Here is a 25194-nt window from a genome sequence, read left to right on the forward strand (position 1 = left end):
AACACAGTAGTCGCCGGCGGACGACTCGCATGCATGCTGCGGCGTGATAAGTGTCATGCCTTGCGGCTGGCAGATGCGACTCCATAAAGGGTGTCAGGATACTACCCATGAACGCCAATACCTCCTTAGCTTCCACCCATACCGCCGAGCCCCGGCGCGTCGCCCGACTGGTGCAATCCGTGAGCACCCTGGAAGGCGGCGGCTTCCCGGTGCGCCGGCCGTTCCCCACGCCGGGCTTCAGCCACTTCGATCCGTTCCTGCTGATCGATCACCTCGGCCCCGTGCAATGGCCGCCGGGCGGCCCGATCGGCGCGCCCGATCATCCGCATCGCGGGTTCGAAACCGTCACTTACGTGCTCGCGGGCGAGAACGAGCATCGCGACTCGTTCGGCAACGCCGACGTGCTGCGCCCGGGCGACGTGCAATGGATGACCGCCGGCGGCGGCGTGATTCATTCAGAGATGCCGACCGAGCGCTTTCATCGCGAAGGCGGTGCACAGGAAGGTTTCCAGATCTGGGTCAACCTGCCTGCCGTCGACAAGATGATGACGCCGCGCTATCAGACCTTGCGCGCCACGGATATTCCGCAAGCGACGACGGCTGACGGCCGCGTGCTCGTTCGTGTCATTGCCGGCGAGTCTTGTGGGAAGGCTGCACGCATCGACACGCGAGTGCCGATTCAGATGCTTCACTTCACCATTCAGCCGGGTGGTGAGTTGTTGCAGTCGGTGCCGGCTGAGCAGAGCGGCCTCGTGTATGTGTTCAAAGGCGCCGCGACGATTGGCAGCGATCAGCGCAAGGTTGAGGAAGGGCAGGCTGCGTTGCTTGGGTCGGGTGACTCGGTGCAGCTCAGCGTTGCCGCTGAAGCTTCCGGCCCGGCAGAGATTTTGCTGCTGTCAGGCAAGCCGTTGCACGAGCCTGTCGCGCGATATGGCCCGTTCGTAATGAACACGCGCGAGGAAATCGAGCAGGCGTTCCGTGACTATCAGAGCGGTCGCTTCGGATTGATTCCGCCGAGGACGTAAACGCAACGATGTCGGCGCAACCTCATCGGAGGCTGCGCCGACCTGCTGCATAGTTAGGTTTTGCTTGACGAAACGCTCGCGGCGGGCGCCGCTGTCGTCTCACCCACCTTCACGGTCTTTCGATTGTCGTCGGGTAGCCGGTCGATGAGCTTGTTGTATGGGTCGAAGCCGACCTCGTAGGGCATGGCGTCGACTGTCATCGTGATCTTGCCGCTGGACTGCGTGATTCGCTGGCGCTCCAGATAAAGCGGCTTTTCGGTGCGCTCGCTCTCGCCCGCTTCGCGAGCGAACACGCCGACCTCGATCCAATCATCCAAGCCAAGCTCGGTCTCACGACCCATGCCGTCGCTCTCGCGCTTGGCTGCCTCGTACTCGATGGTCACATCGAACTTCCCGTCGCGCGGAGTCACCGAGGCCGAGACCACCCGGTTGTCGTAAAAGATGATCTTGGCGAGCAACTCGTCGATCAACGGATGCTTCTCCGCTGCAGCCTGGGCGCGAATGTAATCGACCAGTTCCAGAGTAGTCGTGTACGGCGGCTGCTGATACGCCTTGTCTCGAATGTAATTCGCGAGCGCGCGGTTCAGATTCTCCTCGCCGATCTCGTCACGCAGGCGATACAGCACCAGCGAGCCTTTGGCGTAGTGAATGTACTGCTGATCCTCCACCCGCATCAGCGGCAACTCCTCGATCAACTCGCCGCCGCGGCCGCGCAAATATCGGTCGAGCTCATATTTGAGAAACCGCCGCATGTGCTCGCGCCCGTACTCCTTCTCCATGACCATGAGCGCCGAGTACTGCGACAGCGACTCCACGATCATGGTCGAGCCCTGCACGTCCGCGCCGATGACCTGGTGGGCCCACCATTGATGCGCCATCTCGTGCGCGGTCACATAAAACACATAGTCGATGTCCTCGGGATCGCGCAGGTCGGCGATGAAGCCAATGCTCTCCGAAAACGGAATGGTGTTCGCGAAACTCTGCGCGAATTTCGCATAGCGCGGGAACTCCAGGATGCGCACCTGCTTGTGCTGGTACGGCGAGAAGTTCACGGTGAAATAGTCGAGCGACTTGCGAGTCGCATCGATCATGCGATCGACGTTATAGGCGTGCTTCGGATCGTGATAGATCTCGATGGGCAGACCGTTCCACTCGCCGCGCTTCACTTCCCAGCGCGCCGACAGGAAACAATAGAACGGCAGCATCGGCCGATCCATTTTGTAATGGAAGTAGCGCCGCCCGTTCGACACCCATGCACGCTGCAGATATCCCGGCGCGAGCGCGATCTGATCCGCGCTGGTGCTCACCGTGGCTTCGAAGTTGATCCAGTCGGAGTCGACGATGCCCATGCTGTAGCGAGCTTTCTCGTCTTCCAGTTTGGCCTTGCGAGGCACTTCGCCGAGATCGCGCTTACGACGTTCGTTGCGATCCAGAATCTGCTGCGACTCGTCGTAGCCGAAGCGCGGCATCTCGCCGCTGTTGAAGAAAGTGCCGTTGGCGTTGAGCGTCGAGCGCAGATCGCCCGCGCGCGTCGAGGCAGGCATGCCGCTATTGGTGAAGCCGCGCTCCGCGCGCTCTAAGACAAAATCGAAATCGAGCGACGCGCCGGGAGCCAACGGTTCAGGCAACGTGTAGATCCGCATGCCGGCGGCGCGATCGTCGTGCTTCACCGCCAAGCCAGCGGGCGCAGTGACCCGCAGCCGCGAATCCACGTTGGTGTAAACGTGCAACTCGGGAATCGGCGCATCGTGTTTGTTGACCAGCCGATAATGACCACGGATCTCATAGCGGCGTTCTTCGGGGAAGATATCCACGTCCGCTCGCACGTCGACGACGCGCGGCTGGGGCAGATCCTTGAACTTGCGATATTCCTTTTCGAAGCGCGCCTGGCGATCCAGCGCCGCGTCGCTGGGCAAGTACTCGTTGAGGATGTTGGTGTTATAGAAGATCCAACCGCCCGTGGCGAAGAGCGCAATGACCAGCGTTGCAAGCACCGCGCCTTGCGGGCCGCGCATACTGCCGACCGCCTGACGCAGGCGCAGCCCCCATCGTGACGCTGTACCTCGCACCCAGAACGCATTCGCCAGTACCACCAGAATGGCCGCGAACACGGTCCAGTAGCTTTGGAACCACGCCCAAGGCTGCAACAAATGACCGTACCCGTTCATGTCCGAGTACGTCATCTGCGGCGCGCCGCCGTAGATATACAAATTGTGCTCATAGCCGATCTGGTTGAGCACGATCTGCGCGAGCAGCACCAGTATCAGCAGCAGATAGCCCATGAACTTCTGGTTGCTGACGACCTGCAGGAACAGCGCCAGCACACCCATCAAGATCCAGGGCCACGCGTCGACGAACCCCGCTTGCAGATACAGCAGCGGCTCGAGATTCGTATAGCCATGCCACAACTGGAAGCCGATCGCCGCCAGCACGCCAAAGAATACAAAGGCCAGAACGACAGCGGTGATCGCACCGAGCTTGGCCAGCAGTGGCACCCAGTTCGGCACCGGCATCGAATCGGTCACTTCCGATAGCTTGGCATCCCGCTCGCGCCACAACACGTCGCCGGCATAGAACGTCACGATGATGATCAGCAGGAACTGATAACTGCCCTGCATGGACTCCATCATCAGCGCCGTGACCGGATGGATCGGCGTGCCGAAGGTATTGTCCATGGCCAGCGAGCCGCCCAGATAATTGAACAGGCCGAAGGCCAGCAACACCAGGAACGGAATGCTCCGGAGCACGGACTTGGTGTCGAACCACACTAGGTGCGTGAACTGACGGAACGCCGTTGCGCCGTCGAACTGTCGCGAAGAGTTCCGAAGTGGAACTGAAGGTCCACCGGCGCCAGTCGATGCACCGATCGAGGGAGCTTCGAGATGCGCCGCACGCCGCCACCAACGCTTCTTCGCTCGCTGGCGCTGCGGCTTGAACAGCAGCTGGGTCAGGACCAGCAGGACGACGGCGACGCCCGCCCACAGCATGCGGTTCAACAACACCAGCCCGGTGACCTCGGGCAACTGCACGTTGCGCTCGGCGACCGACCAATAGCGCATGACCTGCGATATCGCTTCGCCGCCAAGCGGGTCGATCAGCGCGGAAATCGTGTCGTATTGAATATCATCGGTCAGCGCACCAGCGATGGACCACAACGTTAGAAACGCGACGACGCCGAGAAACACCAGCAACAAGCGCCGCGTCGTCACCGCGAGCAAGCCCAGCAATCCACCGACGAACAGCAGATTGGGAATGATGATGACGGCGAAGCCCCACAGATACGGTTGCCACGAGAATGGCCCCAGCCGCTGCGGATCGATCCACGGCATGAACGAACCGAGGATCATGCCGAGCGCCGTGATCGCCATCACGATGAGCGCCATCACGAATCCCGCGGCAAACCGTCCCCACAGGTAATTCGACTTGCGCACGGGTTTGCTGAAGAACAGCTCCTCGGTGCCCAGCTCGAAGTCGCGCAGCAGCGGCTGGGCGATCAACGCGACAGCGACGAACATGCCGAGCGTCGAGAACACATCGAGGAAAGTCAAAATGACATACGGCGCGTTGCGATGAACGTTGCCGATGCCCTCGCCTATAGTAATGATGCTGCTGGTAGTCGCGGCGAACGCGAGCAGAGCGAACACCAATGCGATCACCCACGGCAGCGGCGAGCGCAGCTGATAACGCAGCTCGAAGCGAAAGAATTCCCAAAGCATGCGCGACTCCTTGCTCAGGCAGCCGCAGCGTTGACCGCGCCGTGCTGGCGCAGGCGCTGGAAATAGACATCCTCCAGATCGGGATCGACGGCCGCGAAACCGTCTTCGGGCCGCTGTTCGCTGTACACGTGAATCAATGGCTCGCCGGCGATCAAACGAGTGGAGAGCACGGTGTAGCGCGATTGATATTCCGGCAGCGCCGCCTTGCTGACCAGCTTGCTCCACACTCGATCGCGCATGGCCGCGATGGCCTCGCGCGGCTCGCCGCTCATCAGTACTTCGCCTCGACAGATCATGGCCATGCGCGGACAAAGATCGGTCACGTCCTCAACGATGTGAGTCGAGAGAATCACGACCACCTGGCCGCCGATGTCGGCCAGCAGATTCAGGAAACGATTGCGCTCCTCCGGATCGAGGCCGGCGGTGGGCTCGTCGACGATGACCAGCTTGGGATTGCCGAGCAGCGCCTGTGCGATGCCGAAACGCTGACGCATGCCGCCGGAGAACGTTCCGAGCTTACGTTTGCGAACGTCCCACAGATTCACTTGCCGCAGCAGCGCCTCGACCACGTCGGCGCGCTCGCCGCGATTCAAATAACCTTTCAACACGGCGAAGTGGTCGAGCAGGCCGAGCGCGCTGACCTTCGGATACACGCCGAAGTCCTGCGGCAGATAACCGAGCGTGCGCCGGATCGCGGGTTTGTCCGCGATCGCGTCGACGCCGTCGAAAGTGATGGATCCAGAATCGGGATCCTGCAAAGTCGCGATGGTGCGCATCAGCGACGACTTGCCCGCGCCGTTGGGGCCGAGCAGTCCGAACATGCCGGCGGGAATCTGCAAAGAAACATCGCGCAACGCGGCCACGTTGCCATAGGACTTGGACAGGTTCCGGATCGTGAGCACGAGCATCTCCTCCTGCGAATGGAGGAATGGATGCGAGGGACGCCTACAAGGTTGCAGGGCCCTGCGAATATCGGCTGTTGCGCTCGCGCGTTTCCTGCTCGTTCTGACGCGCTTCGAGGTGCCGCCCTTCGACGGCGTAATAGATGAGATAGGCCACGCCGATCCCGAGCGGCACCAGACCCCAGAACCCCGGCAGGTCGTCACCGATGAGCGAGGCCGACACCACCGCCACGCCGATGAAAAACCACACCAGGCCCGGCAGCAGCGAGCTGCGACGCCGGCTGCGGCCGTCGATCAGCTCCAGCGGCAAGGGCGGAACTTCCATGCCGCGCTCGATCGCGGCCATGCGCTCGGCGTGGTGCAGCTCCATCAAGCGACGGCGCTTCTTATAGTTGAGGGCGATCCACAGGATCGGGATGGACAGCGGCACGCCCACACCGAACATGATGGCCACCAGGGGAACGAGATCGTTCATGTTGCCTGCCTCGAAAGACCAAACTGTCTAGCTCTGGGGGTTCAGACGCCGCAGCCCCCATGCAAGGTTGCACCGGTAGTCTGCCGATACTGGTCCGTGCTTGTTCCCTACCCATGGAAACTTCCCTCCAAAAAGGGGGTCGGCCAACGACCGGATGTAACCGGCCGACGGCGGCGGTGTTAGGACTAATAAACCGCCCACGTTGCTACAGTGACACCCACTGCAACCTTTCGCCCACCCCACACGTCCCAACCGCCAATGACGTCCTCGTCAGCTTCCCAGGCAGACGCCGACATTTCAGAGCGGCTGCAGGCCAAGCAATACCGCGAGGCGTTCGCGCTCTTGCTGCCACGTTATCGGGACAAGGTTTTCCGTCTCATATTCAGTATGTTACGCGATCGCGCCAGCGCTGAAGATACGACTCAGGACGTGTTCCTGAGGATCTGGCGCGCGCTGCCGGGCTTCGCCGGCCAGTCGCAGCTGTCGACCTGGATCTATGCCATCGCCAAGAACGGCGCGCTGTCGGAGATCCGCAAGCGCAAGCCGACGGTCTCGCTGGATCAGAACGACGACGAGGACAGCTACAACCCCGCGGTCGCCGCCCTGGCCGCGCCCGATGCCGACGACTCGGCGACGGTCAGCGTCGGCCAGTTGCTGGATCAGCTGCCGGAGCGGTATCGCCAGGCGGTGGTGCTGTTCTATATGGAGGACAAGTCCTACGAGCAGACGGCGACTAGCCTGGGTCTGCCGTTGGGGACGGTCAAAGCCTTGCTTCATCGGGCCCGCAAGCGCCTAATCGAGCTGACCAAGGAAGCGGAGGCCGCTCCAACCGAGGACGTGTCCGCCGCCAGTTGAGCCATGAAGCCAAACGATCATTCCAAGTGGGACGATAGCCTCCAGGACTGGCTGGATGGCGAGCTGAACGACGCCGACCGTGCGGCGTTCGAAGCTCATCTCGCCCGTTGCGAGCTGTGCCAGGGCAACCTCGGCGACTTCGAGGCGCTGGACGCCGCGCTGGTCGAGGCTGCTCCGCCCATGGAGCTGAACACGGCCTTCGACCAGCAGCTGTTCGCCAAGATCGACGCCATCGACGAGACCAAACGCGTTGAGGCACGGCGCCGCCTGGAGCAGGAATGGCAGGATCAGATGAATGCGCTGGCGCGTAACTGGCGGCGCACGCTGGCTTTCGTGATCCCCGGCGTTGTTGCCGGCATCGTGCTGGCTTTTGCGCTGATGAGCTGGCTGGACAGCTCGGGCATCACCAACAACCTGGTGGCCCAAGGCGCGGCTGAACTGGGTGGCCGCTCGATCGATTACCTCCGGCTCGGCATCACCGCTGTGGTGGGCGCCGCGTTCGGCATGCTGGTCGCGCCCTGGCTGGCCAGACTGGCGGACTGACTCCCCCGGTGGAAGCAGCGGCTGCAGACGGAAACTGAGCGCCGTCCCTGTCCATTGCGACGGAATCCTCTAGAATCCCGCGCCCTTGGCAGCAGCCGCTACGCCTAGCGTGTAACAACAACATGGGCATCTCTTCGACCGCCTCCGCCGAGGCTGACCGCAACGGCGCCGATCGCAAGCTCGTCCTGCTCGCGCTGGGCGTGGTGTTCGGCGACATCGGCACCAGTCCGCTGTACGCCCTGCGCGAATGCTTCCATCCCGACCACGGCATCGCGGTGAACGAAGCCAACATCCTCGGCCTGCTCTCCTTGATTCTGTGGTCGCTGGTGCTGGTCATTTCCATCAAGTACGTCGGCATCGTGCTTCGGGCCGACAACCGCGGCGAAGGCGGCGTGCTGGCGTTGAGTACGCTGGTGTCGACCGCCACACCGAATTGGAAACTCTGGGGGCCGGTGAGCGCGGTGGGCTTATTCGGGGCGGCGCTGTTCTTCGGCGACGGCTTCGTCACACCCGCGATTTCGGTGTTGAGCGCGATGGAGGGCCTGGAGGTCGCCTCGCCGAAGCTGGAGCGGTTCGTGCTGCCCGGCGCGGTGGCCATCCTCACCGGCTTGTTTCTGATCCAGCGGCATGGCACTGGCGCGATGGGCCGTCTGTTCGGACCCATTACGCTGACCTGGTTCCTGACCCTGGCCGGACTGGGCCTGCTGCACATCGGGGAATCGCCCGGCGTCCTGCTGGCCATCAATCCTCTGCATGCCGTGCATTTTTTCATCAACAACGGCGGCATCGGGTTCGTCACGCTGGCCTCGGTGTTCCTGGCGGTGACCGGCGGTGAAGCGCTGTACGCCGACATGGGCCACTTCGGTCGCTCGCCCATCCGCAAGGGCTGGTTCATGGTGGTGTGGCCGGCGCTGGTGCTGAATTACTTCGGCCAGGGCGCGCTGCTGCTCACCAATCCACAGGCCGTCTCGAATCCGTTTTATCTGCTCGCGCCGAGCTGGCTGCTGCCGATAGTCATCGTGCTCGCGACCTGCGCCACCGTGATCGCTTCGCAGGCGGTGATCTCGGGCGTGTTCTCGGTGACGCGGCAGGCGCTGAACCTTGGCTACCTGCCCCGCCTGCGCGTGACGCACTCCTCCGAGGAAGAAATCGGCCAGGTGTATGTGCCGACGGTGAACTGGCTGCTGTTCGCCGGCACGCTCATGCTGATCCTCACCTTCCGTTCCTCCAGCGCGCTCGCCGGCGCGTACGGCATCGCCATCTCGAGCACCATGCTGATCGACACCATCCTGGTGATCATGCTGTTACGAGTGCGCCAGGAGCCGCACAACCGCAAGATCATCGCGCTGTTGTCGGTGATCCTGCTGGTGGAGCTGGCGTTCTTCTTCTCCAACATGCTCAAGTTCGACGATGGCGGCTGGCTGCCGGTGGTCGTCGCGATCGGCATCTATGTGTTGATGAGCACGTGGCAGGAAGGTCGGCGCACGCTGGCGTGGCTGATTGCGCGCGAGCAAATGCCGGTGCGCGATTTTCTAACCATGATAGAGAAAGACCCGCCGACGCGAGTCGAAGGTACGGCGGTTTATCTCGCCGCCGAAGCAGGCGGGATGCCGCGCGCGCTGTTGAACAATCTGAAATTCAACCGCGTGCTCCATCAGCGCAACGTGCTGCTCACCTTCGTACGACCCGAAATCCCGTTCGTTCCGCCGGAGGAGCGCATCGAAGTACAGCACCACGGCGACAGCTTGTGTCGTATCACCGCGCGTTACGGCTTCATGGAAACGCCGAACGTCGTCGCGGCCCTGCGCGCAGCGGAAGAGAAAGGCGTGGCGTACGAGCCCGACACGACCGTATATGTGGTGGGCCGCGAGAATCCCACGTTCACCACGGGCTCGGGCATGCCGCTGTGGCGCAAGCGATTGTTCGCCTTCATGGGCCGCAACAGTCAGCTCGCGGCCATTCACTTCGGCGTGCCGAGCCATCGGCTGCTGGAAGTGAGCAGTCAGGTAAAGCTGTAACGGGTGACGACTCGGTCGCGAGGACCTGTTCTGGTGCAGCCAGCGGCCGACATGCACCGGTTCAATTCAACAATTCGGCCATCTCGATGACCGACTTGGCGACATCGCCCATGCGCCGGTTGCGCTCCATGGCCATGCGCCGGAGCGTGTGATACGCCTCGTCTTCGCTCAGATTGCGCGCCTTCATCAACAGCCCTTTGGCGCGCTCCACGAACTTGCGCTCGGCGAGCTTCTGTTGCGCCTGGCCGAGCTCGGTACGCAGACCGGAGATGTAATCGAACCGCGCCAGCGCCACTTGCAGTATGGCGGGCACACGAGCCGCTTCGAGCCCGTCGACCACATAGGCCGCAGCGCCGGCGCGCACGCCGTTTTCAATAGCCTGCGACGAAGCCTCTCGCGCGAACACGGCGAATGGCACCGCTGCAGAGCCCATGGCGTCGAGCAAACGATCCAGCAGATCGACCGAAGGCGAGCGCGCCTCCAGCAACAGGACGTCGGGCCTGCCCCGCTCCAGCGCGGGTGACAAAGCACTATCGAGGGGCACAACTTCGGTCAACTCATGACCGCCGAGTTGCACGCCCGTTCTCAGGATCTCCGCACGGTCGGAGGATTCAGCGATGACGAGCACACGCACGATGCACGCTCACTCTTGGGTAGGTTCCGATACCTACCGCGTTGCAATGAGTGTGCCAGTGCCGTCGGACAGTTTTATTAACGTTCGATGTCAGTCGGCTTCGAGCCGCGGACCCGGATCAGTGAACGCGCTGGCCAGGCCGAGCAGCGCCGGTAGTTCCGCGCGAATGAGGAACGTCGGCACGCGCGAGACATAGTCGGTGAAACGTCCTTTGTCCTCGAATCGATCCCGAAACCGCGAGCTCGTGAACATCGGCCCGAGCCCCGGAGCGATGCCGCCGCCGATATAAGCGCCACCGAGCGCACCGAGTGTGAGCACGAGATTGCCCGCCATCGTGCCGAGCAAGGCGCAGAACATGCTGACTGTTTCGAAGCACAGCCGACACGTTCCTTCCTGCGCGCGCTTGGTGATGTCCGGCGGCGTGAGCACGTCGGGAACGATTCCTTCGACGCCGCACAAGGCGTCGTACAACGTCACCAATCCCGGACCGGACAACACGCGCTCCGCTGAAACATGCGAGAAGCGCTGTTGAAGCTGCTGGAGCACGGCGACTTCACGTTCGTTCATCACCGACAACGTCACATGCCCGCCCTCGCCTTGTAGCGGGATCCAATGCTGGCCCGTCGGAATCAAACCCGAGACGCCGAGGCCCGTGCCAGGCCCGATGACCGCGATGGCCGCGTTGGGCTGCGCTTTGCCGCCGCCGATCTGTTCGAGATCCTTGCCTTTGAGATGGCGCACGGCCATGGCGAGCGCGGTGAAATCGTTGAGCACGATGAGACGACGCAGCTTCAACTGCTGCCGGGTATGCGCGGCGGAGAACTGCCACACATGATTCGTCATTCTGATGATGTCGCCTGTGACCGGGCCGGCGATCGCCAGCGCCGCCTCCAGCGGCCGGCCGCGAACATTCGCGCCGACTCGTTTGAGATATTCCTCGGCGGCCGACACCAGATCGGGATAGTCGGCGCAGGCGAGTACGATCTCGTCGCGACGGTCCATGCCGTCTAGCAGAGCGAAGCGCGCGTTGGTGCCACCGATATCCGCGATCATGCGCGGCGGGACTGTTGCTTGGATCATGTGCTGCGGCCTTGATTTGAGCTCACGGCGCCCAGTAGATATCGATGGGCACTTCTTTCTGCTGCAGCACCGAGCGCACTGGCAGCTCGGCCACCGGCCCCGCCGCTTTCGCTCGTTGATAGACCTGCCACTTCGACTCTCCCTCGATATGAAGAATGATACGGCGCGAGTCCAGCAACGCCGACAGATTCAAGCTGAGCCGTGCATGCGGCGCGGTCAGCGCGTTGATGGCGATGCAACCTGGCGCAGCCGTGCGATCCAGGGCCTTATTCAACGCCAGCGAGCCGGGAAATAGCGATGCGGTATGACCGTCATCGCCCATGCCCAGCAGCACCACATCGAACGGATGCGGCACTCTGGTCAACGCACGAGCGGCCCAGTCTGCCCCGGCCTCGGGCGCCGGCGCGGGATTCTTCAGCCCCACGAAATGGGCCGCGGCGGCAGCTCCGGTCAGTAGCGTTTCGCGCACCAGTTTTTCGTTGCTGGCGGGCTGGTTGGTCTCGACCCAGCGCTCGTCCGCGAGGGTCACCCATACCTTGGCCCAGTCCAGCTTTTCGGTGCGCAGCTGTTCGAACAACTTCGCGGGAGTCCGCCCGCCGGACACGACCAGACTGGCCGCGCCGCGCTCCTGGATTGCTTCCTCGAGATCGACCTTGATCTCTCCGGACAACGCGTGCGCCAGGGCTAGCGAGTCCGGAAAGCGGTGTTCGTGAAGCCAGCTCATGGATGTCTCACAGCCCGTATCCCCCGGTATCTGGCGAGTATCTTATCCCGCTGGCGGGGAATCGACGCGGTTACAGCTCGTTGCGCCAGGCAAACCCGTCCCGGCCCAGCAAGGCGCTGGCCGCGGCCGGGCCCCAGCTGCCGGCGGTGTACGTCTTGGGCGGCTCGTCGGCCTGATCCCAGGCCTCGCGGATCGGGTCGATCCACGACCAGGCCGCGTCCAATTCGTCACGGCGCATGAACAAGGTCAAGTTGCCTTTGACCACGTCGGTTAGCAAGCGCTCGTAGGCGTCCAGGCGCGGCGCCTTGAAGGTCTCGGAGAAATCCAGGCTCAGATTGACTGGCCGCAGGCGCATGACCTCGCCCGGGAACTTGGCCAGCACGGTGAGCTCGATGCTCTCGTCCGGCTGCAGCTGAATGACCAGGCGGTTCAGGGCCTGCGGCGTGTCCGGGCGCTCGTAGATGGACAGTGGCACATCTTCGAACGTCACCACGATCTCGGACAGCTTTTCTTGCAGCCGTTTGCCAGTGCGCAGATAGAACGGCACGCCGACCCAGCGCCACGAATCGATGTCCACGCGCAGCGCTACGAACGTTTCGGTCTTGCTGCCAGCCGGCACATCCTTCTCGTCCTGGTAACCGACCACGGGTTTGCCGCCGGCGGCGCCGGCCTTGTATTGACCGCGCACGGTTCTCTGCAGGACGTCGCGACCGCGCAGCGGACGTAATGCGCGCAGTACTTTCAGTTTCTCGTCGCGCATCGCGTCCGGATCCGAAGTGGCCGGCGGCTCCATAGCGATAATGCACAGTAGCTGGAGCAGATGGTTCTGGACCATGTCGCGCAAGGCGCCAGTCTCATCGTAGAACTGCGCACGGCGCTCCACGCCCAGCTCTTCGGCCACCGTGATCTGCACGTGCTTGACGCGGCCCCGCCGCCACAGCGGTTCGAACAGCGTATTACCGAAACGCAGCGCCAGCAGGTTCTGCACTGTTTCCTTACCGAGGTAGTGGTCGATACGGAAGATCTGCTTTTCAGTGAAGATGCGGCCGACGCGCTCGTTGATCTCGGCGGACGACTGGCGATCGTGGCCGAGCGGCTTTTCCAACACCACGCGCGAGCATGGTGTTACCAGCCCGTGCGCCGCGAGCCCTTCGCAAATCGGCGCGAACAAATCCGGCGCGGTGGACAGGAAGAACGCGCGCTCGTGATCGTCACAACCTTTGAGCTTCTGCGCGAGGCCGGAGAAGTCCTCGGAGGACGATGCGTCCACCTTCAAGTAGTCCACATGTTGTGAAAATTCTGCCCAGCGTTTCTCGTCGTAATCCTTGCCGAGGTGCTGCTGACAGCTGGCTTGAACCTGCGCCAGATACTCCTCGCGGGACAACTCGCCACGCGCCACGCCGAGCACGCGGGATTTGGGCGAGAGATAGCCGGACGCCTTCCGGCGATACAGAGCGGGCAACAGCTTACGCATGGCCAGATCGCCAGTGCCGCCGAACAGGACCAGATCGAAAGTCGGGAGAGGTTGCATGAATACTGACGCCTTGCAGGAAATCCTCGATCGCGCCCGCTAACTTAGCGTCCTGGAGAGACGCCGGCAAACCACGGCTGCGCAAATTGCACGAATCGCCGCCGGCCGTAGTCGAAAGGGGCACGAGACATTTGTGGACATTTGTTTCAGCGAGCGGCTTCGATTCCGGTCCTGGCACGAATGACAGGTCGCGAATCATAGCGTGTGCGCTTGTCCCGAAGCGATGCGATGCCGAACTCGCTAGAATCCCGGCATGACCCAGCCGACGCCCACCGCCAGCCAGCCTACATGAAGACCAGCGCACCCTTGCATGAACGTGTGCGCTCCGTAACCGAGAGGATTCGCGAGCGCAGTCAGCCCACCCGTGGCGCCTATTTGGAGCGCATGCGCGAAGCGCAGCGCTCAAATAAGCCCACTCGCACCGGGTTGTCTTGTACCAATCTTGCGCATGGCTTCGCCGCCATGGACACGCAGGACAAAGAAACGCTGCGCGGTGCGCGCTGGCCTAATCTGGCTATCGTTTCTTCTTATAACGACATGTTGTCGGCGCATCGACCGCTGGAGCGCTATCCGGAGCTGATCAAGCTGGCCGCGCGCGAAGTCGGTGCAGTGGCGCAGTTCGCCGGCGGCGTGCCGGCCATGTGTGACGGCGTCACGCAGGGCCAGCCGGGCATGGAGCTGTCGCTGTTCAGTCGCGACGTGATCGCCATGGCCACGGCGGTCGCACTGTCTCACAACATGTTCGATGCCACGCTGTGTCTAGGCGTGTGCGACAAGATCGTTCCCGGCCTGTTGATGGGCGCGCTCACCTTCGGCCACCTGCCGACCATCTTCGTGCCCGGCGGGCCCATGACCTCGGGCATTCCAAACAAAGAGAAGGCGCGCATCCGCCAGCTGTTCGCCGAAGGCAAAGTGGGCCGCGACGCGCTGCTCGAATCGGAAGCGCAGAGCTATCACTCGCAAGGCACGTGCACGTTCTACGGCACGGCCAACAGCAATCAAGTGATGATGGAAGTGATGGGCCTGCATCTGCCGGGCGCGGCCTTCGTCACACCCAATACGCCGCTGCGCGATGCGCTCACCAGCGCGGCCGCTCGTCGAGCGGCGAAGATCACGGCGCTTGGCGATGAATACCTGCCGCTGAGTCAAACGGTAGACGAGCGAGCGATCGTCAATGCAATCGTCGGCTTGCTCGCGACCGGCGGTTCGACCAACCATACGTTGCACCTCGTCGCCATGGCGCGCGCGGCGGGCATCAACATCAATTGGGACGATTTCAGCGATCTGTCCGAAATCGTGCCGCTGCTGGCGCGCATTTATCCCAACGGCGCGGCCGACGTGAATCATTTCCACGCCGCTGGCGGCATGGGGTTTTTGATTCGTCAGCTGATCGGCTCGGGGTTGTTGCATCAGGATACTGTCACTGTCGTCGGCCAGGGCCTGGATGCGTACACACAGGAGCCGTGGCTGGCGCCAGACGGTTTGAGGTGGCGGCCTGCGCCCGAGCAGAGCGGCGATCACGAAGTGCTGCGCCCCATAACGGATCCCTTCGGTGCGGACGGCGGGCTCAAAGTGTTGCGCGGGAATCTGGGTCGTGGCGTGATCAAGACGTCCGCGGTCCAACCTCAGCATCGCGTGGTCGAAGCGCCGGCGCGTGTGTTCAACGATCAGGAAGACGTGATCAAGGCGTTCAAGGCTGGCGAGTTGTCGCGCGATTGCGTGGTCGTGGTTCGTTATCAAGGGCCGCGCGCCAATGGCATGCCGGAGTTGCATCAGTTGACGCCGACGCTCACGTCCCTGCAAAGCAAAGGCTTCAAGGTTGCGCTCGTGACCGACGGGCGCATGTCGGGAGCTTCAGGCGCGATTCCCGCGGCGATTCACGTGACACCCGAATGTCTCAATGGTGGGCCGCTCGAGAAGATCCAGGACGGCGACATCATTCACTTGGATAGTTACACCGGCGTGCTCGAAGTGCGCGTGCCTGACGCGGTGCTGCGCGGTCGCGTCGTGCCCAAGCCGGATTTGAGCCGCAACGGTTTTGGTGTGGGACGCGAGTTGTTTGCTACGTTCCGCGCTGCTGCCGGCGATGCCGAGGCTGGCGCGGCTTCGGTGTACGGCGGGCTCTGAGGCGGCGCTACCTGCAGGTCATCATTCATTAGTTATCAACTATTTATTATTCAATGAACATTCGATCCATTCTGGCGCTCGCCCCTGTCATTCCGGTGATCACGGTCGAGCACATCGACCACGCCGTGCCGCTGGCGCGCGCGTTGTGCGCCGGCGGTCTGCGCGTTCTGGAAGTTACATTGCGTACGGCTGCGGCGTTGCCTGCCATCGAAGCGATGCGGAAGGCTGTGCCCGATGCGGTGGTCGGCGTGGGGACGCTGGCTCGTCCGGGAGATTTCGTCACGGCTGGCAACGCGGGTGCTCAATTCGGCGTGAGCCCCGGGCTCACTGCTGAGATGGCCGCTGCCGCACGCGCGGCGTCGTTTCCGATGCTGCCTGGGATCATGACGCCAACGGAGTTGCTCGCTGGCTTGGGTTGGGGTTACGACACGTTCAAATTGTTTCCTGCCCAGCAGGCGGGCGGCATTGGCATGCTCAAGGCGCTGGGCGCGCCGTTCCCTGAAGTCGTCTTCTGCCCCACTGGCGGCATCACGCGGGCCACGGCGCCGGACTTTTTAGCGCTGCCGAATGTGGCTTGCGTGGGCGGTTCATGGGTCGTTCCGAGCGATAAGATTCGCGCGGGCGATTGGGCGGAAATCGAGCGACTCGCCAAGGACGCTTCGAGCCTGGCGAAGGCGAAGTAACAGTCGAGCGCCGCGCTTCGGCCATCCGGATTGTATTTGCCGCTCGCGGCGCGCTTGATCGAGCCGGCGCGTCCGGCTGACGACGAATGTTATTTGCCGCTTGCCGCGCGCTTCGGCTCGACTCCCGGGTCTGGCAGGAGCGCGAGTTGAATGGCCGGATCCGATGACGTCTCGGCCTTCGCGGCCGAGGCGGGCGTCGAGATCAAGGACAGCGTCTCCGCGCCGCTGAGCTCGCCGCTCTTCGAGGCCGCTGCCTTCGCTTCAGGTTTTGTTTCCGGACGGCGCATGGCCATCCATTGCCCGGTGGCCATCAACGCGAGCTCGCCGAAGTCGCCTCCGCTCGACGCCGCAGCGGCGTCGTTGCCTGCCTCTGCGCGCGCCGTCTCCGGGGGTGTTGCATCCACAGGCGCTTCGAGCTTGAAGGCAGCGAGGCGCATCGTTGCATTCGCCAGCGCCTGCGCGAATTTTCCCATCGACTGCGTGCTGTTCGGGTCGAACTTCTCGGACGAGTCGCCGACCGATGCTGAAGCTTCCGTCTCGGCTACCGGCGCGGAAGGAACATTTGGCTCGGCCGACCGCGGGCTACCCAGGTCCACTTTCGCAGGCTCAGCGCTCACCGCAGGTTCAGCACTGGCCGCGGTCTGGGCGATAGCTGCAGGTGCGGCAGGAACATTCTGTTCGGCCGACGAGAACAACGAAATCTCCGGAAGCAGATCTGGCAGTTGCTCGCCGCTGAGATCTACTTTCGCCTCTGCCTTCGTCGACTCGGCCGCTGACGCAGTGGAGACATTCGAACCGAGCAACATCGCGATCTCGGGGAGCAACTCCAGCGGCTGCGTGCTGCCGAGATCCACTTTCTCCGATCCAGCCCCGGACGCTGCCGAAACATTCGACTCGACCTCGGGCAACAACGGAACCCCCGACAGCATCTCCATCGGCTGCGTGCCGCCGAGATCCGCCTTCGCCGACTCCACTACCGCAGCGGTGGAAACATTCGGCGCCGCCGGCTGCGAGACAGCAGCGGTTGAAACATTCGGGGACGCCGGCTGAAGCCAGGCGCTCTCCGGCAACATGTCTAGCAGCTCATCGAGACTGGCCTCAGAACGCGGCGTGCTCGCCGGCCCCGCGCTCGCAACTACCGCAGCCTTCGCCGCCTCGGGCGGAGCTGACGCCGCAGGCTTCGCTGACTCCGGCGCGGCGGCCGTTGTGATCGAGGCAGCCTTCGCTGGCTCAGGCGCGGCGGTCGCGGCCGGGCGCGTGAGGGGCGTCGAGGCGGGCGGCCGAGTAATGGGAGTCGAGACTGGCGGCGTGTTCGCCGACGCCGGCGGTCGAGTAACGGGGGACGCCGCCTTGGTGACAGGCGGTCGCGTCACTGCGGCTGACGCCTTCGGCGCGGCCACAGGGCGCGAAGCGATGGGCTGCAGGGCGGCCATGCGCGCGGCCTTGAGCGCAGCTTGTTTGGCGGCGTCTTCCTTCGACGCAACAGGAGCAGGCGCAGGCGCCGAAGGCTTCTTCGATCCCGAAGGGCCGTTGGAAACTCTGGGCGGCGTCGGAGCTTCCGCGGCCAGCAAATCCGGCGACAACAACTCCTCGGAATCGTCCGCGACACCTCGCGCACGTTCCGTCATAGGCGTTTCGGAGGCAGCCGCCTTCTGCTCGCTCTCGAACACCTGCAAAACATCGCCGACCGACTTGCTCGCCGCAACTTTAGCGGCCAGCTCGTCCTCGCGTTTCTTGCGCTCTTCTTCCTGCTCGATGCGCCACTTCGGCAGCTCTTCCGGCTCCCGCTCGGCGACCTTGGATTCGAGCGAATCGGGATCGGACAGGTCCACCACGGTGATGGGCTTGCGCTTGACCGCATTCATCTCGGCTTCGGTCGGCAAAGCCGGCGGCACAGTGAGCGCCGCGTCGATCTCGGGCGTCGGCAAATCCTTGGTCACCAGCGACTGGCGCCCGATCAAATCGTAATAGAGCTGCAAATATTTCTGCAGCGAGCGCACGTATACGTAATTGGCGAGCGCATGCTTACGCGCCCCTTGCGCCATGTGCGTCCGCTTTTCCGGCGACAGCTGCATCACGCGCGTGATGCCTTTGACGAAGGCCGCCGGGTTACCCGGCTCGATGGCCACACCGTGCTGTCCGATCACTTCGCCCTGCGCGCCGATGCCGGTGGCCACGCAAGGTACCCCGCACAGCATCGCCATCACGACATTCATGCGCGCCTGATCGTTCACCGCGCTGGAACAAACGACATCGCACGCGTTGTAGAGTCCGTTGATATCGGACCATTCACCGAGCAAGTGCACGCGAGTAGCCAACGATCCACCGCCGACTAAAGCCATGAGCGGCGCATTGCCCTTCTGCACGCCGTGCCCCGCGAGCACCACTGCGACGTGGGGATTCACCTTGATCAACTCGCCGACGGCCTTGAGCAAAGTGGCATGGTCGAACTCAGGCTGAAACGGCGCCGCCATGCCGACGACGAATGTTTCTCCCGGCAGACTCAGCTCCTCGCGCAGCTTGCGGCGAGCAGCGAAGTCCGGCTTGAAACGCGTGGCGTCCACGCCCGGCGGCACGGTTTCATGCCCGCCATCGGGAAAGCCGACACGCCGATGCTGAGACGCCGCCGCCTCGGAGGTATAAACGATGCGGTCGGCGCCCGAAGCAAACTTCGCGGCGTACTTGAGCTTCTGACGATCGATGAAGCCGGCGTTCTTCGCCATCGGCACGGTGTCCGAAACACTCCACACCAGCTGCGGTTTCCATTCGCAGCGCTTACGAAGCATGGCGGAGATGACTTGCGCCGTGTGTCCCCAAGCCTGAATCACATCCGGACGAAAGTGACGAGCCGACTGCAGCAGCTCGCCGAAGGCTTTGGGCGAGAAACGTTTGCGAGACAGCGCCAGATCGAAAGTGGGCACGCCGTTCTGGCGCAGCACTGCCGAAGGCACGGCGCCGGGCGACAGACACGCGACCTGCGCCTTCACACGCTGACGCGGCAGACGCGTCAGCAGCGGCATGAACAGCGACGGCTGCAGACTGCTCGCGACGCCGCCGGCGCTCACGATATGCAGTACGCGAATTTGTCGAAGATTGGCTTCCGACACGAGCAGACCGTTGCTGGCAAAACCTTCCGAGGAGATGCCGAAATCGTATCAGTAGTCGGTTTCAATACGCGCGAGGCACAGTGTGAAATTGTTAAACCCGGCACAGTTCGCGCGGTGACAAAGTTTGGCACTTTCTAGGCAGGAATTGGCAGGTCGAGAGCCTCGTCACATTCGCGCCTCCGACCGGGGCGAAGATGAGCCAAAAAGGGGCTGATCCCTTGCCGAAAATTCGTGAGACGGACCCTGCCTCACGACTGACTGGTCACACCGCCGATCAGCACCAGGCGCATGGCTTCTTCCACCGACAATTCGGTCTCACGCAACTCGTCCTTGTGCAAATACAGTGTGTATCCGCCGATCTGATAACTCATCGGAAAGTACACCGCGACTAGGTCCTCTTGCATCGTGCCGAACAGCTTGGGATTCACCTGCTCTTCGGTGACGAAGCCGATCAGCTGCGCGCTGCCGAATCGCCACAGGACCACGCGCTTCAAATCGCGGCCCTTGCCGCCGGCCGGCAGGAAACGACTGAAGTCCTTGAAGGCGCCGAAGATGGTCTTGACGATGGGAATGCGCGCCAGCACCGACTCGCCATAGCGGAACAAGCGCCGCACGATGTATGCATCGACCAGCAGACCGACGATGAGAATCAGCAGAAAGGCGACCAGCAGGCCCAGGCCCGGCCAGTAACGATCCTCCGGCAGCCAAGCGCGCAACGGTTCGCCCAGCACCGACTCGGCGGTCCTGGCCAGCCAGAACACGACGTAAACGGTGAGCGCCACGGGCAGCACCGCCGCCAGGCCTTTCAGAAAGGTGTTCCAGAGTCGCCGCATCGTCGAAGCCCGTTGTCTCCAGCTGCACACAGCGCGCAGTATGCGGCGTACCCGTACAGAAGAACATCGCGATCACGAGTTTGCAGCGCTCCACGCCGCCCACGCTGCTAAAATTCGCGGGCCGTTTGCCATTCACCTCCGTCGGTTCTGGCCCGTTGATTTGTCCTATTTGCGTCGAATGCTAAAAACCCTCGTCGCGCTGGCCGCGCTCATCGCAGCTGCATTTCATCCGCTCGCGCGGGCCCGCGACTCGCAGTTGCCGCCCGCCGTTTTGCGCGTCATGAACAAGGTCGGCATCCCGGCCAAGAATCTCAGCATCTATGTGCGCGACGCCGGCACCAACGCCGTCGTGCTCGAAGTGAACGCCAACCAGCCGCGCAGTCCGGCTTCGGTGATCAAGGTGCTCACCACGTACGTGGCGCTGGACTCGCTCGGCCCAGGCTACACCTGGAAAACTCGGGCCTATATCGACGGCCGTATGTCGAACGGCGTATTGGATGGCGACCTGTTCGTGGTCGGCGGCGGCGATCCGTACCTGACCGCGGAGCACTGGTGGCGCTTCGTTCAGAATCTTCGCGAGCAGGGCCTCGCGAAAATCACCGGCGATTTCGTCATCGACAACAACTACTTCGCGCCTGCGGAAGGCAATCGCGCCGACTTCGACGATCAACCGTTCCGCAGCTACAACGTGCTGCCCGATGCGCTGATGGTGAATTTCCAGACTTCGCGGTTCACCATCATCGCCAACGATCAGCGCGCGCGGCCATTGATCCTGGTCAATCCGTTGCCCACCAACCTGACGATCCAGAATCAGGTGCGCCTGATCGGCGGCAAGTGCTACACCTCGGGCGTCACCTTCGATACGCCGGATCCAATCGACAATCCCAATATGATCGTGGTGGGTGGAGTATTGCCGGCGACCTGCGGCAGCTACTCCATCGGTCGCGCGATCATGACCGCGCCCGATTACGCCTATGGGACCTTCCACACGCTGTGGACGCAATCGGGCGGCGTCATCGACGGCGCGCTGCGCACGAAAACATTGCCTGCCGAAGCGAAACTGTTTCATGAACACGACTCGGCGCCACTGGCGGAAGTGATCCGGCTGGTGAACAAATATTCCAACAACGTGATGGCGCGACATTTGATGCTGACCCTGGGCGTGGAAAAGTACGGCCCGCCCGCCACGGTCGAGAGCGGCCGCAACGCCGTACGCCTCTGGCTCGCGGAACATGGCATCACGATGCCGGGCCTGGTGCTGGACAACGGTTCAGGTTTGTCGCGCGCCGAGCGAGTGACCGCGCGCGGCCTCGGCGAAATGCTCGACCTCGCCTGGCACAGCCCGTTCATGCCCGAGTTCGCCGCGTCGCTGCCGCTGTCCGCGACCGATGGAACATTGCGCAATCGTTTCAAATCGCCCGGCATGCAGGGACGCATTCGCTTGAAGACCGGCCATCTGGACAACGTCAGCGCGCTGGCCGGCTTCGTGAACGCAGCTTCTGGAAAAACTTACGTTGTGGTGATCATGGTCAATCACCCTGGCGCGCAAGGCGGCAGCGGTGAGGCAGTGCACGCCGAATTGATACGTTGGGTGTTTGGCCAGTAATTCGATCCGTAGCGCGGACGCCGCAGGGAACCACCGCATACACAAAACGTTTTGCACACGCGAGTTGCGAAAGCGGAACGCTGCGTACGCCGGCCGGCGGGTAGCTCGTACTTTTAATACTCACAGGAGAGTGTGCATGAATCGCGCAATCATAGCGGCCACGATGCTGGCATTGGGTCCCTCCGTAGTTATCTCCGAGGCCGCGTACGCGCAGTCGCCCGAAAACGACGAAGGTTTTTACGTCGGCGGCGGCGTCGGTCAGTTCGATATCGAAATCGACGGCGCGGACGGTATCGACGAAGCGCTGGGTCGGCTCGACGACGACGATACGGCGTGGCAAGCCTTCGTGGGCTGGCGCATCAATCCATACATTGCCCTGCAAGCAGCCTATGTCGACTATGGCGGACCTGAAGACGACTTCAGCACCAGCGGTTCCAGCGGCAATTACAAAGCCGAGATTTCCGGCTTTGCGCCGTCCGTGATCGGCTCATTTCCGCTCGGGCCCGTCGAACTGTCTGCCAAACTGGGTTATTACTTTTACGACCTCGACATCACCGCAAACATCGACGATCCCACCGACCTGGACTTCGACTCCAGCGACAGCGGTGAAGATCTGATGTATGGCGTCGGCCTCGGTGTGACATTCCTCGAGCGGCTGCACGCCAAGCTCGAGTACGAAAAGATCGATCTGGAAGACGTGGACGATTCGAACGCGTTCTGGTTGACGGGCCAGTGGCGCTTCTAACGTCCTGAGCTGATAAATGTTGAGCGACAGCCCGCCGGCGGCGATGCCGGCGGGTTTTTTCTATCGGCCGCCGGCCGCGGCCAGTCGCACCAGCATGCGCTTCGCGCCCCACTTGCCGGCGGCGCCATCGAACACGCCGGGCAGCTGCGTGCCACAGTGCAAACATTTGCCGTGCGCATCGAGCTGCCATTCGCCCAGCTCGTACCAATCGCGTTCGACGATGCGCTTGCTGCATCCCGTGCAATAGGTGCTCGATCCTTCGGTATCGTGAACGTTGCCGGTGTAGACGTAGTGCAGCCCGTTGGCGCGCGCAATGTTTCTTGCGCGCGTGAGCGTCGCCGGCGGAGTGTGCGACTTGTCCAGCATCTTCCAGTCCGGGTGGAACGCCGTGAAATGCAGCGGCACGTCCGGCCCCAGCTTGTCCATGATCCAGCGGGTCATCTGGTCGAGCTCGGCGTCCGAATCGTTTTCGTCCGGAATCAGCAGCGTGGTGATCTCGAACCACACGGATGTTTCGTGCTTCAGGTACTCGAGCGTCTCCAGTACGGGCGCCAGCTCGGCGCCACAAACCTTTTTATAGAACCGCTCTGTGAATCCTTTGAGGTCGACATTGGCCGCGTCCATGTGTTTGTAGAACTCGATGCGCGGCGCAGCGCTGATGTAGCCGGCGGTCACTGCGACGCTCTTGATGCCGGCGTCGCGACAAGCGTCGGCAACGTCCATCGCGTACTCCATGAACACGACCGGATCGTTATAGGTGTACGCGACACTGGAGCATCCAAGCCGCTTCGCGGCCGCCGCCAGCATGTCCGGCGAGGCTTGATCCGCGAGCGTGTCCATCTCGCGCGATTTGCTCATGTCCCAGTTCTGGCAGAACTTGCAGGCGAGATTGCAGCCGGCGGTGCCGAACGACAGCACCGACGTGCCGGGCAGAAAGTGATTCAGCGGTTTCTTTTCGATGGGATCCACGCAGAAACCGCTGGATCGGCCGTAGGTGTACAGCTTGACCTCGCCTGCCTCGACGCCACGGACGAAACACAGTCCGCGTTGCCCCTCGTGCATTCGGCATTCGCGCGGACACACGTCGCACTGAACGCGACCGTCGTCCAACACATGCCAGTACTTAGTCGGATGAACGTTCATGATGGAGGTTTCACAAAGCGATCTTTCAACGGCCGGGGGACCGGCGTATACATACGTGCGATTCCCATCATGCGCCTGACAGCAATGCGGGGGAACGCTGGAAAAGTGAGCACAAGAGTTCGACTGCCCGCCGTCGCCGGCCTGTTCTATCCGGACGACCCTGCCGAGTTGCGCGATTCCGTATCGGCGTATTTAGCACAGGCGCCCACCGTCGCCGGCCCTGCGCCCAAAGCTTTAATCGTGCCGCACGCGGGCTATGTCTATTCGGGCGTTATTGCCGCCGCCGCGTACGCGCAGGTCGCACACCAGCGTAGGCAGATTCGCCGCATCGTGCTGATCGGCCCCAGTCATCGCGTCTACCTGCGCGGAATGGCCGTACCTGCGTCCGGGGTTTTCCAAACGCCGCTAGGTATGGTGCCGATAGATGGCGAACTCAAGCAGCGCGCGCTCACCCATGAACAGGTGGTGGAGTCGGATACGCCGCACGCGAGCGAGCACAGTCTGGAAGTGCAGCTGCCCTTCCTGCAGACGCTGTTCGATGACTTCACGCTGCTGCCGATTGCATTGGGCTCGGCGTCGCCGCCAGCGGTCGCCGCCGTGCTGGCGGATGTCTGGGGTGGAGCAGAGACATTGGTGCTGGTCAGCTCCGACCTGAGCCATTATTTACCGTACGAAGAAGCACGCGAAGTCGACGCCGAAACCATCGCCGCGATCTTGCGCAGCGAGCCGTCGCTGACCGGCGAGCAAGCGTGCGGCTGCATTGGCATCAACGGTCTTTCGTTTCTTGCGCGTCAGCGTGATGCGCGCATCGCCGAGATCGCCCGCTGCAACTCCGGCGACACTGCCGGCGATCGCAGCCGCGTGGTGGGCTACGGAGCTTTTGCCTTACATGAGCCTGGAACCGGAACAACGTTTTGAGCTGCTCGCGCTGGCGCGTGCATCTATCGAAGCGGCGTTGCCGCGTGGCGAGCTCGCCCCCTATCAGGGCCCGCCGGTCGATCCGGAGCTGACTCGTCCCGGCGCGTCGTTCGTTACGCTGCGGGTCGGCGAGGATCTGCGCGGCTGTTGCGGGACCATCGAAGCAACGCGTCCGTTGCACGTGGATGTTTGGAACAATGCGTGGGCATCGGCGTTCGCGGATCCCAGATTTCCAGAGCTCACGCCGCAGGAATGGATTCACGCCGGCATTCAGATCTCGGTGCTGAGCGAGCCGCAACCGTTCGACGTACGTAACGAAGCGGAACTGCTGCAGATCTTACGTCCCGGCGTCGATGGCGTGATTCTGCAAGCCGGCGCCAGGCGCAGCACCTTCCTGCCGGCGGTCTGGGAACAACTTCCCGATCCGCGCGACTTCATCCGGCATTTGAAATTGAAGGCGGGATGGCCGGCGGACTTCTGGCCACCCGACCTGCAGGTGTGGCTCTACACCACCGAGAGCTTCGGCTGA

The 25194-nt window shown here is 62.7% G+C and carries 20 protein-coding genes; 10 read left to right on the forward strand and 10 right to left on the reverse strand.

Annotated elements, in window-relative coordinates; all coding sequences use genetic code 11:
• Positions 1–107 precede the first annotated feature (107 nt).
• Entirely contained in the window at positions 108–1025 is a 918-nt protein-coding gene (locus VGD45_RS04355) for a pirin family protein (RefSeq protein WP_331154045.1), read from the forward strand.
• Between the two features lie 53 nt (positions 1026–1078).
• Here VGD45_RS04355 and VGD45_RS04360 read toward each other — a convergent pair whose 3' ends face one another.
• Genes VGD45_RS04360 through VGD45_RS04370 form a run of 3 tightly spaced genes read right to left on the reverse strand, consistent with a single transcriptional unit; the run spans position 1079 to position 6118 of the window.
• A complete protein-coding gene (locus tag VGD45_RS04360) occupies positions 1079–4741 on the reverse strand; it encodes an ABC transporter permease/M1 family aminopeptidase (RefSeq protein WP_331154046.1) in 3663 nt (1220 codons plus the stop codon).
• A 14-nt stretch (positions 4742–4755) separates the two neighbouring features.
• Positions 4756–5643: an ABC transporter ATP-binding protein gene (locus VGD45_RS04365; RefSeq protein ID WP_331154047.1), complete on the reverse strand. Its 888-nt coding sequence runs from the start codon at positions 5641–5643 to the stop codon at positions 4756–4758.
• A 43-nt stretch (positions 5644–5686) separates the two neighbouring features.
• On the reverse strand, positions 5687–6118 hold the full coding sequence (locus VGD45_RS04370) for a DUF6249 domain-containing protein (protein WP_331154048.1): 432 nt from the start codon (positions 6116–6118) through the stop codon (positions 5687–5689).
• Positions 6119–6376: 258 nt separating this feature from the next.
• Here VGD45_RS04370 and VGD45_RS04375 point away from each other — a divergent pair, with 258 nt between their 5' ends.
• From VGD45_RS04375 to VGD45_RS04385, 3 genes are all read left to right on the forward strand, one after another.
• On the forward strand, positions 6377–6973 hold the full coding sequence (locus VGD45_RS04375; RefSeq protein ID WP_331154049.1) for an RNA polymerase sigma factor: 597 nt from the start codon (positions 6377–6379) through the stop codon (positions 6971–6973).
• Between the two features lie 3 nt (positions 6974–6976).
• Positions 6977–7516, forward strand: coding sequence for an anti-sigma factor family protein (locus VGD45_RS04380; protein WP_331154050.1), 540 nt, complete (start codon positions 6977–6979; stop codon positions 7514–7516).
• A gap of 122 nt (positions 7517–7638) precedes the next feature.
• Entirely contained in the window at positions 7639–9534 is a 1896-nt protein-coding gene (locus tag VGD45_RS04385) for a potassium transporter Kup (protein WP_331154051.1), read from the forward strand.
• A gap of 61 nt (positions 9535–9595) precedes the next feature.
• Here VGD45_RS04385 and VGD45_RS04390 read toward each other — a convergent pair whose 3' ends face one another.
• The 4 genes from VGD45_RS04390 to zwf all read right to left on the reverse strand — a co-directional run bounded on the left by VGD45_RS04390 (position 9596) and on the right by zwf (position 13503).
• Positions 9596–10168 (reverse strand): ANTAR domain-containing response regulator, encoded by a 573-nt coding sequence (locus VGD45_RS04390; protein ID WP_331154052.1) that lies wholly within the window; start codon positions 10166–10168, stop codon positions 9596–9598.
• Positions 10169–10258: 90 nt separating this feature from the next.
• On the reverse strand, positions 10259–11248 hold the full coding sequence (locus VGD45_RS04395; protein ID WP_331154053.1) for a glucokinase: 990 nt from the start codon (positions 11246–11248) through the stop codon (positions 10259–10261).
• A gap of 22 nt (positions 11249–11270) precedes the next feature.
• Complete coding sequence (pgl, locus tag VGD45_RS04400) at positions 11271–11972, reverse strand: 6-phosphogluconolactonase (RefSeq protein ID WP_331154054.1); 702 nt, start codon at positions 11970–11972, stop codon at positions 11271–11273.
• Positions 11973–12042: 70 nt separating this feature from the next.
• Complete coding sequence (gene zwf, locus VGD45_RS04405) at positions 12043–13503, reverse strand: glucose-6-phosphate dehydrogenase (protein ID WP_331154055.1); 1461 nt, start codon at positions 13501–13503, stop codon at positions 12043–12045.
• Positions 13504–13791: 288 nt separating this feature from the next.
• Between zwf and edd the strand changes: the two genes are divergently transcribed.
• Both edd and eda read left to right on the forward strand, forming a co-directional pair.
• Positions 13792–15630: a phosphogluconate dehydratase gene (gene edd / locus VGD45_RS04410; RefSeq protein WP_349263207.1), complete on the forward strand. Its 1839-nt coding sequence runs from the start codon at positions 13792–13794 to the stop codon at positions 15628–15630.
• Between the two features lie 53 nt (positions 15631–15683).
• Positions 15684–16313, forward strand: a complete 630-nt coding sequence (gene eda, locus VGD45_RS04415) for a bifunctional 4-hydroxy-2-oxoglutarate aldolase/2-dehydro-3-deoxy-phosphogluconate aldolase (RefSeq protein WP_331154056.1) — start codon at positions 15684–15686, stop codon at positions 16311–16313.
• A gap of 89 nt (positions 16314–16402) precedes the next feature.
• On the opposite strand, the gene VGD45_RS04420 is transcribed toward eda, so the two are convergent.
• Positions 16403–19420, reverse strand: coding sequence for a glycosyltransferase (locus tag VGD45_RS04420; RefSeq protein ID WP_331154057.1), 3018 nt, complete (start codon positions 19418–19420; stop codon positions 16403–16405).
• Between the two features lie 248 nt (positions 19421–19668).
• Positions 19669–20253: a DUF502 domain-containing protein gene (locus tag VGD45_RS04425; RefSeq protein ID WP_331154058.1), complete on the reverse strand. Its 585-nt coding sequence runs from the start codon at positions 20251–20253 to the stop codon at positions 19669–19671.
• 178 nt (positions 20254–20431) lie between these two features.
• On the opposite strand from VGD45_RS04425, the gene dacB reads away from it, so the two are divergent.
• Positions 20432–21859 (forward strand): D-alanyl-D-alanine carboxypeptidase/D-alanyl-D-alanine endopeptidase, encoded by a 1428-nt coding sequence (gene dacB / locus VGD45_RS04430; RefSeq protein ID WP_331154059.1) that lies wholly within the window; start codon positions 20432–20434, stop codon positions 21857–21859.
• Positions 21860–21995: 136 nt separating this feature from the next.
• Positions 21996–22604 carry a porin family protein gene (locus tag VGD45_RS04435; RefSeq protein WP_331154060.1) on the forward strand — a complete coding sequence of 203 codons (609 nt, stop codon included), beginning with the start codon at positions 21996–21998 and terminating at the stop codon, positions 22602–22604.
• 60 nt (positions 22605–22664) lie between these two features.
• Here VGD45_RS04435 and amrS read toward each other — a convergent pair whose 3' ends face one another.
• On the reverse strand, positions 22665–23747 hold the full coding sequence (amrS, locus tag VGD45_RS04440) for an AmmeMemoRadiSam system radical SAM enzyme (protein WP_331154061.1): 1083 nt from the start codon (positions 23745–23747) through the stop codon (positions 22665–22667).
• Here amrS and amrB point away from each other — a divergent pair.
• On the forward strand, positions 23661–24665 hold the full coding sequence (gene amrB, locus VGD45_RS04445; RefSeq protein WP_331154062.1) for an AmmeMemoRadiSam system protein B: 1005 nt from the start codon (positions 23661–23663) through the stop codon (positions 24663–24665). The two genes, amrS and amrB, sit on opposite strands and share 87 nt — an antisense overlap.
• Complete coding sequence (gene amrA / locus VGD45_RS04450; protein ID WP_331154063.1) at positions 24637–25194, forward strand: AmmeMemoRadiSam system protein A; 558 nt, start codon at positions 24637–24639, stop codon at positions 25192–25194. The genes amrB and amrA overlap by 29 nt, the downstream gene beginning before the upstream one ends.

It is taken from the genome of Steroidobacter sp., from assembly GCF_036402275.1.
Classification (GTDB): Bacteria; Pseudomonadota; Gammaproteobacteria; order Steroidobacterales; family Steroidobacteraceae; genus Steroidobacter.